We start from the raw sequence: 13,829 nt of genomic DNA, 5'->3' as shown, positions 1-13,829 counted from the left end.
CCACTTCACGGGACGCGATCGCAGTCAGCCCGATGTGGTCGCGCAGCAGTCCTGGTGTGTGGCGTTGTCCGCGGCCGATGGCAAGCCGCGCAAGGACACTGCGCCGCCACGATCACACAGCGGTCTCCATGCCTGGGCGGCGGCGGGTGATGGGGCGTTTCGCCGCAAAGTCGTCGGGTGGGCAGGATGTGGAAAATTAGCTCGGGGCAGGGTCGGTCACCGTCTTCGCCAGGTGGTGTGGCGGGAGGTTCGGGAGCCGGTACGTGCCGAGCGGCGTGAGTTCGATCTCAACCTCGACCAGCCGTTGTGGCATCCGGCGGAAGCCGACTTGTCGTCCGCGATCTTGTCGCACTCGCTTTCGACAGCGCGGCCCAGCCACCGACGAGGGTTCGCAGAGCCCCACGCCTCGCCCGCCGAAGGACATGGAGGCACTCCCGGGGGCCTCATGCATACTTCGTCAGCCGTACGTCCTCGACGCCGAGCAGGCCCAGCAGCGGCACCTTGCCGACGCGCTGGTCCCGGTCCACCTCCAGGCCGGTCGTGCGGACGAGGTCGAGCAGCAACTCGGCCAGGGGCATCACCATGTGCCGCCCCCAGCAGCGCTCGGAGGAGTGGCCGAAGGGCAGATAGCCGGGGGCGGTGTCCGGATCCAGGTCGTTCCAGCGTTCAGGCCGGAAGCATTCCGGGGCGTCCCAGAGCGCGGGGTCACGGTGGAGGAGCAGAGGCAGCACCAGAACGTCGTCGCCCTCGCCTATCCGGTCGTCGATGGCCGGGTACTCGGGAGATGCGTTGCGCAGAATGTTCCAGGAGGGCGGGAGCAGCCGCAGCGACTCCTGGACGATGTTCCGGTTCGGCATGCCGTCCTCGAAGGGATGGCCGAGCCATAGGGCGTTCGCCACCAATGTGGAGACCGTGAAGCAGACCGGGGCGGCGGCACGCCGGTAGATCCCCATCGCGTAGCGCCGGTTCTGGTAACCGACCGTCTCGGCCGCGCGGGCGGCCAGCCCTGTGAGGTGGGGCGCGGGGCGGGGCCAGCCCGGCAACGCGGCTCCGACGGAGATGACGGACCAGGTGAGTTTCGGGGTGAGTTCGAGGTTGCGGCTCATCAGTATCCGCAGCCGGTACGGATCGCCGCCGAGGATCAGGTCGCGCAGGAAGAGGTGTCCGGTCAGCGGCCAGGAACCCGACAGATCCACGTCCGCAGGCAGCGGCCCGGTGAGCGCGGCACGGACGTCACGGCCGATGGTTTGGGTGACTGCCGAAGCCTCGGTCTTGGTGATGGAGCGTCCGTGCAGCGGTTTGAACGTGGGTCGCTCGGTTTCCGTGGCGCGACGTGCGGCCAGAATGCGCTCGGCGACCTCGGGGCCGGCCACCCCGACGGTGTCCGGCTCCAGGCGGAACACGTCCTGACCGGCATGGTCTCGCAGCAGGGCGGCCAGACGCGGGGCGAACTCGGTGGCGCGCGCTCTCGGCACGGACGACAGGGACATGGGCGCTCCGGGGCTGTCGGCGGTGGGAAGACATCGTTGTCCCGCGTCCCATGAAGCCGCCAGGATGCGGGACAACGATGTCAGGAGGTGTCCGGCCGGGACGGGTGGATCAGCCTCAGTACCAGAGGTACCAGGCGCTCGCCTTCAGGCTCTTGCGAGCGGCGACCTTGTTGCGGACGGCGAAGAGAAGCTTCATCACAGGACCTCTTTTCGATGCGCGAAGAAATCTCAGGAACGGCGGAACCCTTCCCCGCCACCGTCGTGACTAATCCGCCTCGTTGTCAACTCCTGCCCCGTTAGTGTCCGTTGACAGGTCTTCAGTGAGGCGAGGTGCCGAACCGGCAACACCGCCCGGTCGCCGTCGGCCGAGTGCGGGCGTTCGCTGCCCCGCCCTCCGTTGAGCCAAGGACCCGCTACGAGCGCAGGTGCGAGCTTCGGATCAGCCCCGAAGCTCGGCAACCCGGCCGTGGTGTGCACAGTCAAGGGCTGCCCACTTCGCAGGGAGCGGTCACACTCGACATCGATCGTGTGCGTCAGCGGCGTCATGTCGCTGAAGACCTCATCGGGATCGGAGCCGGCGGCAAGCAGTCCGGCCAGGGCCGCTGCGCCCCCCGTTCGACCGCCCGACGCGCGGGTGTCCAGTAGTCGGCACTGTCCGTGATGGATCCGGTCGGCTTCGGGCCGCCGACGAGGTTGCCGGCCGGGTCGATGACGGTGGTCGGGTAGCACGAGTCCGTGTCGTGGTCGTAGACGGGCTCGAAGTACTTCTGGAACGTGGTGGTGCTCTCGGGAAGGTCCTGCAACACGCCTGCGGAGGCGCCGCACGACAGGGAAACTTCCTTGCGGGAAGGGGTGTTTCCTGCGGTCTCCGGGGTCCGCCGTCCGGCGTGGCGGGATCACGGGCGGACCCCGGAGGTTGAAGGTGTGTCACGCGGTGGTGCAGGCGCTCCCGTTCAGTTTGAAGTCGGAGGGCTTCGCGAATGTTCCGTCAGCGGTGCCCTGGAACCCGAAGGTCACCTGTCCACCGGCCGCGACCTCGCCGTTGTAGGCCGTGTTGCTCGCTGTGACAGCTCCTGACGACGAAGTCAGGTTCGCGTTCCAGGCATTGGTGATCTGCTGCCCTGAGGGAAGGGTGAACGTGAGATTCCAGCCGCTGAGGGGGGAGGAGCCGGTGTTGGTGATGGTGACGTCGGCGGTGAAGCCGCCCTGCCAGACACTGGTCGCGTAGCCCACCTTGCAGGCTGTCGAGCCACTGGAGTTGCCCGAGCCGCCGGAGGAGCCCGTGTTGACGGCGGAGGAGAACGAGGTCACGGCGAGTCCGGTGCCGTTCTGCCAGGGCTCGAAGCCGGCCTGAACGCTCGTCAGATACCAGTTGTTCTGCGCGAGTCCGCGTGACACGGCCTGCCGGGCGAAGTCCATGACGTCGAAGGACCAGCTGGCGAGCGCCGAGGGTGCGACGAACGACAGCACGTCGTTCGAGCCGTTGTTCCCGGACCACACCTGCCAGTCGCGCCCGCCCACGGTCGTGTTGCCGACCGGGGAGCCGATGGGCTGGATGGAGCCGACCTTGTTGAACCAGATCATGATCTCCGTCCTGTTGACGCCGTCGGTGCGTGGCGTGGGGTCGAGCCAGATGTCGTACGCGGCGTCGTACACCGCGTCGTTCACATAGCTGTAGGAGATGCTCGAAGGTGCGGTGGAGACGGTGCTGAGCTGGGCGGGAAGGTTGGTGCCCGGGGAGCAGTTGGTGTAGTGGCAGCCGTTGTAGACGGACGGGTACGACTTCGGAGCGCCGTTCGTGGGGACGGATCCGTCGGCCTGGGTGATCCTGAACCCCGAGTCCGTCGCGGTGATGCACTGGGCGGCACTGGTGCCCCAGCGATTGTTCTGGACCACATAGCGGCCCTGGACGGTCGTCGTGCCGAAGGGCTGGCAGATCGTGGTGTCGGCCTGTGCCACCGACACCGTGGTCAGAAGTGCGGCGAGCGAGACGAGCGAGGTGAGCAGCGCGCCGAGCAGTCCACGCGCGCTGCGGGCATGGTGCGGTGAAGGACGCATGCGGATCCTCTTCAGAGGGATGGGGGGTAGTGGGGTGGTGCTCCCGCGACTATGTGAATGGGAGCGCTCCCAAATCTTGGCTCGGCAGGACTGTAGGGATGGTCCAGGTCCATGACAAGACTGTGGGCATGAACCCGTTGAACCGATTTCGGAGGCGCAGGTCGGACGCCGGGCCGAGACGCGGCGCGCCGACCCGCGGTGCTTTCCCCGCGGATGTGGCGACGGACGTCAGGTCGAGTCGCGAACCACGAGCTCGGTACGGAGGATGACGTGACGCCAGGCCACGGCGCCCTCCTCCATCTCCTCCAGGAGCAGCCGGATCATGGCCCGCCCGATCTCCTCGATCGGCTGACGCACCGTCGTCAGTCGCGGTTCGGTCTGCTGGGCCAGCGGAAAGTCGTCGAAGCCGATGACGGCGACGTCCTCGGGTACCCGGCGTCCGGCCGCGAGCAGGGCCTCCAGAGCTCCCGCGGCCGTGGTGTCCGACGCGGCGAGGACGCCGTCGATGTCCGGATGCCGATCGAGGAGCTCGGTCATGGCGCGGCGCCCGCTGCCCGCCGTGAAGTCGCTTTCGGCGGCAAGGGTCGGCTCGCCCTTCAGCCCCGCGAGCTTGAGGGCTTCTTCGTAGCCGCGCAGCCGGCACTGGGCGGCGTAGAGGTCGAGCGGCCCCGTGATGGTGGCGATGACTCTGCGGCCTCGTTGGACGAGATGGGAGACGGCGCTGCGTGCGCCGCCGATGTTGTCCGCGTCGACGTAGCTGACGTACTCCTCTCCGGAACGGCGCCCCAGCAGCACGGTCGGCAGCCGGGCCTCGGCGAGCATGTCCGGCAGGGGGTCGTCGGCGTGCACGGACATCAGCAGGACACCGTCCACCCGGCCGCCGCGCGCGTACTCGAGGAAACGCTGCCGCTCGGTGTCAGAGCGGACCAAGGTCAGCAGCAGTTGCATTCCGGTGTCTGTCAGTGCGTTCCCGAGCGAGTTGACGATCTCGGAGAAGAAGGGTTCGGCGAACTGCCGCCAGTCCGGCTCCGTCATGACCAGGGCGACGGCGTCGGCCCGCCGTCCCGCCAGGGAACGGGCCGCGAGATTGGGCACGTAGCCCAGTTCCTCGATGGCCTGCTGTACGGCCCGGCGCGTCGAATCCTTCACGCCCGCCGCGTTGTTGATGACGCGGGAGACCGTGCCCCGTCCGACCCGCGCGTGGGCGGCCACCTCTTCCAGCGTCGGTGCCCCCGGGCGTCGCCTGCCCATGACCACCTCCCCCCAAGAGATCACCGATCTTACCGGCCGGAGGGGGTGAGCACACGAATTCACCGCTGGCATAGTTGCAGCCCGGGTTGGCCTGCCTTCACGGATTGGGAGCGCTCCCGTTTTGTGAGTGCCCTGGGATGGCCGGGCAGCCCCCTGCGCGGGTGGGGGCCGCCCGGCCGGTGACCCCGTCGCCTGATGACGGGGTCCGTACGCGGTGCGCCGGCGGGGGCTACTCAAGCAGCTCCGCGTACGAGCCCATGGCCAGGGCGATGTCCGCCTGGGCCCAGAATCGGTGGTAGGTGAAGACGGGCGCGGCGCCGCCCTTCAGATAGGCCTCGACCTTCGACCAGGCCGGGTCGTTCTTGTAGAGGGCCCGGATCGAGGCGAACGTCGAGGACGAGTTGATCGCCTCGCCGTTCGGCATCTTGCCGGTCCAGCCGCTCGGCACGTAGACCGGATCGTTGAACCGGCTGTAGTCGGTGCGGGTCTCCGGAACGGCGATACCGAGGCTGTCCCGGTAGTTGCCCCACATCCCGTCCAGCAGCGCTTTCGCCGTCGACTTCGCCCTCGCGTCACCGGACTTGGCGCCGTAGTACGTCAGGGTCTTGGCATACGAGGCCGCCACGCCGACGTCGTTGGTGTAGTCGGCGACGGTGACGTGAAGTCCGCTGTTGGCGCCGGGACTTGACGCGTTCCAGGGGTCGGGCTGGCCCGACCACTGGAGGGTGGAGGGGATCTGGTAGGTGCCGTTCGGGTTGATGGTCGTCTTGGACAGCGCCCACTTGACCCACTTGTCGAGGACCGTCTTGGCCTGCGGGTCACCGCTCTGCTGGTAGTACTCGGCGACCCGCTCCATGGACCACGCCTGGAAGCCGAACCACTGGTTGGACGGCGGGTCGTGGTAGACGGGCTGCTGGTCGTAGTACATGCCGTAGAAGGTCGACGTCCCGGCCGGCGGACTCGCGTAGCGGCCCGCCCAACTGTTGGTCGAGCCGCCGGCGATGGCGCCTTCGTCCGACTGGAGCCAGCGGTAGAACTCCAGTTGCCGCTGGAGCGACTTGCCCCAGTCGGCCGCGCCGGTCGGCGACTTGGGCTTCAGGTCGGCGTCGGCGCTGAGCGCGTATGCGGCGAGCGGGTTCTGGTAGCCGCTGTGGGCGTAGCTTGATCCGATCCGCCAGGCCCAGCCCCCGGTGGTGTCGGCAGAGCCGCCCCAGGCGTAGTACCAGGACAGCAGATAGTCCGAGGCGTCCTTGCCGGTGCCGGCCGGGCAGGTGGACGGTCCGACGCAGTTGCCGATTTTCTTGAAGTACTTGTCGTATATGGCGTAGCGCAGATAGTCGCCCATCTTGGCCGCCTTGCCGACGGTCGCCGAGACGTCGGCGCCCTTGCCCTGTTCCTTGGCCCAGGTGTCGGCCCAGTACGCGGCCTGCACGGCCCGCGCGTCGGCGTCCGGGGCATCGGTGTACTTCCACTGCTTGGCGTACGAGGAGTCATCGGTGAAGAGGTCCAGGTACCCGTTCTTGCCGCCGTACTTGAAGGCGTCGCAGGTCGGCTGAGGCACCGTCTCCCACACGGACTCCTGCGGTCCGCGCTGGAAGGTGTTGATGTACGACGGCCCGCTGGCCGTCGGCCCCGCCTCGCACCCGCCGCCCGGAGTGTCGCCGTAGCCGTAGGTGTTGTCGACGTCCTGGAGCCAGTGCATACCGTAGACATCGTCCGTGGAGTAGGTCGACTTCAGCTCGCCTGCGAGCGGGTCCGAACCGACCGGCACGGACGGGTCGAGTGCCGTCGGATACTGGTCCGGCGTGTCCTCCTCCGGTCCGTAGGTCGCCGGCTTCGAGGCGTTGTAGAAGGAGTTTGTCGGCTGGTCGGCGTGGGTGGGGATCATGTACTTCTCCATGAGGGCCCAGGCGCCGTTGAACTTCGACCAGTCGCCCGTCACCTTGCCGTACATCGCCTGCAGCCACAGCAGATAGCTGTACGCCTCCGACGTCGTCTCGTGCCCCTGGTCCGGCGCCTCGACGATCAGGGTCTCCACCGAGTGGTAGGGGATGCCCTGGGGCGAGAAGTAGCCGTTCGCCGGGTTGGTGATCTTGCCGTAGAGGTCCAGGAACCGGGCGTCGTACGTCTTGGACGTCGCGATCTGGGTGACGGTCACCGACGCGCTGCCGTACCCGGCCGCGGCCGAATCGAAGGTCGCCGCCCCGGTCCCGGAGGAGTCCGCGGTGACGGTCACTTTCTGCGCGGTGCTCCAGTTCGACGGCGTGAAGACGAGCGAGGTCCCGCCAGTCACCGACAGGCCCGTGTTGCCGCCGGTCCGGGCGGTCGTCACGGTCACGTTCGCCGACGGCTGGGTCGAGAGCTTCACGTCGTATGTTGCCGTTTCGCCCTGCTGGACGGCGAGTTGGGAGGTCGAGGCCACGATGGCGGGACCCGCGGCGACGGTGATGCCGACCGGGGTGGACTCCGCGGACGCGCCCAGGCTGTCATACGACTTGGGCGTCATGGAGTGACTGCCCACGGTCAAGCCGGAGGCGGAGTACGTGTAGGGCGCGCTGGTGTCGGTGCCCAGCAGGGTGGCGTCGTCGTAGAACTCCACCTTGGCGATCGTCGCGCCGTCCGCGGCCGCCGCACTCGCCGCGAGCGGCACGGCGTCCCCGCGCGAGTAGACCGCGCCGGCGGCCGGGCTGGTCAGCACGGTGATGGGCGGTTGATGTGCGCCGGTGCAACTGGTGCCGTTGACCGCGAAGTCGGTCGGCGCGCTGTTGGCGCCGCTGTAGCTGAACTGCGCTCCTGCCGAAACCGCGGCGCCCGGGGCGACGGTGCCGTTGTAGGAGGCGTTCTGCACGGTGATCGACTGACCGGACTGCGACCAGATGCCGTTCCACCCGTTCGAGAGCTTCTGGTTGCCCGAGTAGCCGTAGGTCAGGGTCCAGCCGTCGAGGGCGGTGGTGCCGCGGTTGGTGAGGGTGAGGTCGGCGGTGAAGCCGGAACCCCAGTCGTTGGTCTTGTAGTCGACACTGCACTGCACGGTCGCCGCGTTCGCGGTGGTCGTGCCGGTGGCGAGCATCGTCAGGGGTAGGGCGAACGCGGCGGCGACGGCGGTCAAGAGCCGGCGTACGGCTCTTCGTCTGCGTCCGGGATCCATGTGCTGTTCCTCCTTGCGTCACGCGACTCACGGAGAGGTGCCAAGGCCTGAATCCAGTGGGAGCGCTCCCATCGTGGGGATGAAGGCCGGAACGGTCAAGACGCCGGGCATTCAAAGTTCGAACTGAGCCGATCCGGCGAAGAGTTTCGCAGGGACCCTATGAAACCTCGCCAGTTGACGCTAACTTCCTCCCCACCAGTGGGAGCGGTTCCATCAGTGACGCGTCCGTAGCGGCGCGCCAAGCTGTGAGGACTCGCTCATGCGACACCCCCCGCATTCGATACTTTTAGTCAGCGACGCGCTCTCGCGCACCGTTCCACCAGGCACTCCCAGTCCGGGCAACCATGGCCGCGTGCCCCGGGCATGCGCACTACGGGTCAGTGCCGTCGACCGATCCGCGAGCGCCCCGCCGTACTTCGCGAGCGCCGCACATTCTCCGGACAGTGACGGTCGCCAAACCCGGCAACGCAACCCCGAACCGCGACGATGCCGCCGGTGCCCCGGAGGCCCACCACGAGACGCCGGGCACGAAGTCACGCCTCGAACCGTAGGGAATCCCAGTCGGTGGTCGGCGCGTTCGCTCACGACCGGGCGCCCCCGCACCTGACCGCGCGTCCCCTCCCAGTACGACGGAGGCCTCGAAACGCCGACCGGACGGCGCTGCCTTCGAGGCGAAACCAGACGCACCAGCTCACTGATCACCGCAACGCCACGCGTGCCCCGGGCAGGGGCTCGCGCGACCGTTCGCGCGGTCTTCGTCCACAGGTCCACCACGAGAGAAGGAAGCACCCGCACATGAGTCACAGCAGGACATCGCTGTTCGTCGCCGTGGCGCTGGTCGCCGGGACGACGGGGTCGGCGTTCCTCGTCGGCCAGGCCGGCGCCGCCACCTCGTCCATCCCCTGCACCGTCGACTACAAGGTGCAGAGCCAGTGGGACACCGGCTTCACCGCCGCCGTCACCATCACCAACAACACTGCCGCCAAGTCGAGTTGGTCGGTGAAGTGGTCGTATGCCGGCAATCAGAAGGTCACGAACGCCTGGAACACGAAGCTCAGCCAGAGCGGTGCCGACGTCACCGCCGCCAACGAGAGCTACAACGGCCCTCTCGCGAGCGGAGGTTCGGTCAGCTTCGGGTTCAACGGCTCCTACAGCGGCACCAACAGCGTGCCCGCGACGTTCACGCTCGACGGCGTCGCCTGCAACGTCGACAATGGTGGCGGCACTGGTGGCGGTACGGGTGGTGGCACCGGAGGAGGCGACACCGGCAGCCGTGCCGACAACCCCTACACCGGCGCCAAGGTGTACGTGAACCCCGAGTGGTCCGCCAAGGCGGCCGCCGAACCGGGCGGCAGCCGCATCGCCAATCAGCCCACCGCCGTCTGGCTCGACCGCATCGCCGCGATCAACGGCGTTGACAGCGGCATGGGCCTGCGCGCCCACCTCGACGAGGCGCTCAAGCAGAAGGGCTCCGGCGATCTCGTCGTCCAGCTCGTCATCTACGATCTGCCCGGCCGCGACTGCGCCGCCCTGGCCTCCAACGGAGAACTGGGACCCAACGACCTCGACAAGTACAAGTCCCAGTACATCGACCCCATCGCGTCGATCCTGTCCGACCCCAAGTACGCGGGCCTGCGGGTCGCCACCGTCATCGAGCCCGACTCGCTGCCCAACCTCGTCACCAACGCCGGCGGCACCCCCACCACGACCGACGCCTGCGTGACCATGAAGTCCAACGGCAACTACGAGAAGGGCGTCGGCTACGCCCTGGACAAGCTGGGTGCCATCCCCAACGTCTACAACTACATCGACGCCGCCCACCACGGCTGGCTCGGCTGGGACAGCAATCTCGATCCCGCGGTGCAGGAGTTCCACAAGGTGGCGACCTCGAACGGCGCGAGCGTGAACGACGTGGCCGGCTTCATCGTCAACACCGCGAACTACAGCCCCACCACGGAGCCGTACCTCAAGGTCACCGACACGGTGAACGGCCAGACCGTACGCCAGTCGAAGTGGGTGGACTGGAACCAGTACGTGGACGAGCAGTCCTTCGCCCAGGCGCTGCGCAGCAAGCTCGTCGCGTCCGGGTTCGACTCCGGTATCGGCATGCTGATCGACACCTCACGCAACGGCTGGGGCGGAACCGCCCGGCCCACCGGTCCCGGGGCGCCGACCACTGTGGACGGCTACGTCGACAGCGGCCGCGTCGACCGGCGGATCCACGCCGGCAACTGGTGCAACCAGAGCGGGGCGGGCATCGGGGAGCGGCCGACAGCGGCTCCGGCCGCCGGCATCGACGCCTACGTGTGGGTCAAGCCGCCGGGGGAGTCCGACGGCAACAGCGCGGCCGTCCCCAACGACGAGGGGAAGGGATTCGACCGGATGTGCGACCCGACGTACGGCGGCAATGCGCGCAACGGCAACAACCCCACGGGCGCGCTGCCGAACTCGCCGCTGGCCGGACACTGGTTCTCCGCCCAGTTCCAGCAGCTGATCCAGAACGCGTATCCGCCGTTGTCGTGACCTGCTGACGCGGTGGGTGACCGCCGGGATCCGTCCCTCGGCAGTGCCGAGGGACGGATCCCGGCGGATCCCCTGCCGCACAGGCGGCGGGATCGTCCGGGAGCGGTCAGCAGGCGGAGTTGGTCTGCGTCAGCAGGCCGAGCCGCCACGGCAGAGTGTCGTAGTCGCCGCTCGCGTTCGGGTCGTGGCCCTGGTAGAGGTACTGGAGCTTGCAGGCGGGGATGGTCAAGGTCTGGTCGTAGCCGGCGCGGATCATCTCACCGTGACTGATGTCCTTCGTCCAGGCACCGGCCGGGAAGGTGACGTTGCCCGCCCGGGCGAACGGGTTGCTCTCGGAGGCGGCCAGCGCGGTCCACGAGCCCGCGAGACCGCTGGAGGTGAAGGACCGGAAGTAGCGTCGTCCGTCCGAGCCGATGGCCTCCACGAGGAGCAGGTACTGGTTGCCGCCCTGCACCTTGTACACGTTGCTCGCCTCGAAGAGGGCGTACTTGTTGGTGTCCTGGGCGGCGATGACGGTGTTGGTGAAACCGCTGGGGAACTGCGAGACGGACGTCTGGGAGCGGTACAGGTGCCCGTTGTCGTCCGAGGAGAACAGATAGCAGTCGGCGCTGTCGCAGATCACCCACATGTCGACCCAGTACCCGTTGCCGATGTTCTGCGCGATGATCGCCGGCATCGAGGAGTAGAAGTTCCGCGGGGCGCTCCAGCCGTTGGGATTGCCGATGTCCGCGTTGGTCGAGTACGAGGCGTTCCCGGTCTGGTAGACGAGGTACCACAGGTGCTGCGGCGCGTAGTAGAACACCTGTGGAGCCGCGCGGTATCCCGTGCCGATGGCGCTGCGGTCGAGGTAGTAGTGCGTGGCGGAGCCCGCCTGGGACCAGTCGCTGAAGCTCAGGTACACGAGGTTGTACCCGGAGGCGCTCGCCGTGCTGGCGAACACGTGGTACTTGCCGTTGTAGTAGACGACCGAAGGGTCCTTGACGCCGGCGATGGTGTGCGTCGCGTCCGACTTCGGGGCGATCAGGGCGCTGCTGGAGCTCCAGGAGAAGGAGGACGGCAGTGCGGCCGCGGCCGAGGGGCTTGGGGGTGTGGTGCTGCGGGCTGTGGTGGCAGTGCCGCCCAAAGCCGACAACACCGCGTTGTACGCGGGCTTCTTGTTGCCGCCGTTGTCGAACAGCAGCGGGTTCTGGCCGGTACGCCAGGAGTCGCTGTCCCGGATGCCCCACACCGTGATGCCGGTGCAGCGGGCGACGTTCATGCATGCCTTGACGGTGTTCGCGTACGCGCCCGAGGCCGCCTGCGCGATGTCGAGTTCGGTGATCTGTACGTCCACTCCGAGCGCGGCGAAGTTCGACAGCGTGGTCTGGAGACTCGCGGGCGGCCCCCCGGTGCCGAAGTGGGCCTGGAATCCGACGCAGTCGATCGGAACGCCACGCGACTTGAAGTCGCGCACCATGCGATAGACGCCCTGGGTCTTGGCGTCGCTCCAGTTCTCGATGTTGTAGTCGTTGTAGCAGAGTTTGGCCGCCGGGTCGGCCGCGCGGGCGGTACGGAAGGCCTGTTCGATGAAGCCGTCGCCGAGCACGTTCTGGAAGACCGAGCTGCGGTGCCGGCCGCTACTGCCGTCGGCGAACGCCTCGTTGACCACGTCCCAGGCGTAGATCTTGCCCTTGTAGTGGTTCATGACGCCGGTGATGTGGTTGTTCATCACGGTCCGCAGGGTGTTCGCGTCGGTGATACCGCTGACCCAGCCGGGCAGTTGGGAGTGCCAGACGAGGGTGTGTCCGCGCAGGCGCTGCCCGTGTGCGGTCGCGTGGTTGACGATCTGGTCGGCGGGGTTGAAGTTGAACGAGCCGCGGGACGGTTCCGTCGTGTCCCACTTCATCTCGTTCTCGGGCGTGACCATGTTGAACTCGCGGTCCAGGATCGTCGCGTACGTCCCGTCGCCGAGCTTGCCGGCCGCGACGGCGGTCCCGAAGTACCGTCCGGACTGGGCGGCTTGGGCGCCCAGGGTGGTGGCCCGGACGGCGGTGGGAGCGGCGGTGGCTTGGCCCGCCGCCACCAGTGTGGTGGCGGCCAGCAGGCCCAGGGCCGCAGTCTGACGCAGGCCGAGTCTACGCAGAAGGTTCACGGTTCTCCTCGTACGGTCGGGTGCGGGTGCGGGTTGTGGTGTGACGGGGTGCGCACGGCGAGGCGGGACATCTCGCGGGGTGCCGGCTTTGGCGCACGGGCAGGCTGGTCCCCAGGGCATGCGGGCTCGCGGCGTGGAAGCCGATCCGGTACCGGTCGTGTTCGGGTCCGCTGTCGACGATCGAGTCGGTGTCGTCAGGACTCGGATACGGCACACCCAGGGCGGCCGTGGGCGGGGGCGGGCGAGGGGGATGCAGGTATGCCGGACGGGCGTCCGTGCGCAGCGGGTCCGGACAAGCCGGTCGAACGTCCTGTTGCTCGGGCGGTAGGCGGGCGGCGATTCCCGGAGGATGTCTCTGACACAGCCGCGCGATCCCCGGTCGACCATGTGGTTCGAGGGGAGGACCGGTGCTCCGGGGGAGTGGTGCGGCGTCGGGGCCGACGAGGTACGTGACTGCCGGCGGGTAGGGGAGAGCGGTGGTGACGGATGCCCTGATGGCCGTTCCCCCTGTTCTGCGGCATCCAGAGGTTGATCGAGTCATGACAAGCACCTCGTTCTGGCTGGCGCGCTGCGATCGGGTGTGTACCGACGTGCTGCCTTGCCGGCTCTCGCCGGTGTGCGACTCCACCGACTGACGCCATTCGTCATGTCGAACATCCGTCGGCGGTTCGGACGTTGTGGATAGTAGATGGCCCGTGATGGGCGTCAATACCTCTCGCATCATTCGGCCCAGATGAAGAAAGTTTTCGACGACGCCGCGAGGCCGTCCGAGGGCTCACCGACGCTTCAGGCGACAGGTGGTTGTTCTCTTCCTGCAGGCTGTTCGGCGGAAATACCGTGTCGGCGCGATGCTTCGAATCTGGACCCGCGCCGGCGAACCACCTGGAAAGCCGCCGCGCGAAGATGCGCCGTCGACCAGTCGGCCATCGGCCGAATCGAAACAATCGCTCAGCAGTCCGACTGAACAGATCGTGGTTGCGAGGGCCGGGCGGTCAGGATTCACGACGGCAGTGAAGGCCCCGGTTCGGGATGGCCCGCAGGGGACCGGTGCGGGGGCTCACCGGGGCCCTGGTGGGTACGGCGGAAGTCGCCGGGGGTGGTGCCCGTGTGGCGGATGAAGAACCTTCCGCAGTTGGTGGGTTCGGAGAAACCCAGTCGGCGTGCGATTCGCGCGACCGGTTCCCCGGCGGGGGAGAGCAGACGCTGCGCTTCCAGGGCGCCGACGTCG

At 68.0% G+C, this 13,829-nt stretch carries 8 protein-coding genes and 1 pseudogene; 1 reads left to right on the top strand and 8 read right to left on the bottom strand.

Going from position 1 to position 13,829, the window contains the following annotated elements:
• Positions 1-443 precede the first annotated feature (443 nt).
• From JHN45_RS24110 to JHN45_RS24090, 6 genes are all read right to left on the bottom strand, one after another.
• On the bottom strand, positions 444-1,490 hold the full coding sequence (locus JHN45_RS24110) for a cytochrome P450 (RefSeq protein ID WP_201050596.1): 1,047 nt from the start codon (positions 1,488-1,490) through the stop codon (positions 444-446).
• A 115-nt stretch (positions 1,491-1,605) separates the two neighbouring features.
• Entirely contained in the window at positions 1,606-1,686 is an 81-nt protein-coding gene (locus tag JHN45_RS54765) for a tryptorubin family RiPP precursor (protein ID WP_362982842.1), read from the bottom strand.
• 346 nt (positions 1,687-2,032) lie between these two features.
• Positions 2,033-2,293 carry an NPP1 family protein gene (locus JHN45_RS54415; protein WP_307783176.1) on the bottom strand — a complete coding sequence of 87 codons (261 nt, stop codon included), beginning with the start codon at positions 2,291-2,293 and terminating at the stop codon, positions 2,033-2,035.
• A gap of 124 nt (positions 2,294-2,417) precedes the next feature.
• Positions 2,418-3,548: a cellulose binding domain-containing protein gene (locus JHN45_RS24100; RefSeq protein WP_201050595.1), complete on the bottom strand. Its 1,131-nt coding sequence runs from the start codon at positions 3,546-3,548 to the stop codon at positions 2,418-2,420.
• Positions 3,549-3,776: 228 nt separating this feature from the next.
• Positions 3,777-4,799, bottom strand: a complete 1,023-nt coding sequence (locus JHN45_RS24095; protein ID WP_201050594.1) for a LacI family DNA-binding transcriptional regulator — start codon at positions 4,797-4,799, stop codon at positions 3,777-3,779.
• A 229-nt stretch (positions 4,800-5,028) separates the two neighbouring features.
• Positions 5,029-7,947, bottom strand: coding sequence for a glycoside hydrolase family 48 protein (locus JHN45_RS24090; RefSeq protein ID WP_201050593.1), 2,919 nt, complete (start codon positions 7,945-7,947; stop codon positions 5,029-5,031).
• Positions 7,948-8,742: 795 nt separating this feature from the next.
• On the opposite strand from JHN45_RS24090, the gene JHN45_RS24085 reads away from it, so the two are divergent.
• A complete protein-coding gene (locus JHN45_RS24085; protein ID WP_201050592.1) occupies positions 8,743-10,470 on the top strand; it encodes a glycoside hydrolase family 6 protein in 1,728 nt (575 codons plus the stop codon).
• Positions 10,471-10,576: 106 nt separating this feature from the next.
• On the opposite strand, the gene JHN45_RS24080 is transcribed toward JHN45_RS24085, so the two are convergent.
• Together JHN45_RS24080 and JHN45_RS24075 are read right to left on the bottom strand one after the other, a co-directional pair.
• The gene (locus JHN45_RS24080) at positions 10,577-12,601 is read right to left on the bottom strand and encodes a non-reducing end alpha-L-arabinofuranosidase family hydrolase (protein WP_201050591.1); all 2,025 of its coding nucleotides are present in this window, start codon (positions 12,599-12,601) and stop codon (positions 10,577-10,579) included.
• Between the two features lie 999 nt (positions 12,602-13,600).
• Positions 13,601-13,819, bottom strand: a pseudogene (locus tag JHN45_RS24075) (helix-turn-helix domain-containing protein); the annotation flags it as partial.
• Positions 13,820-13,829 lie beyond the last annotated feature (10 nt).

The organism is Streptomyces sp. MBT53, from assembly GCF_016654115.1.
In the GTDB taxonomy this organism is placed as follows: domain Bacteria; phylum Actinomycetota; class Actinomycetes; order Streptomycetales; family Streptomycetaceae; genus Streptomyces.
Note: the sequence above shows the minus strand (reverse complement) of the source record. Positions and strands in the feature narration are given on the sequence as shown.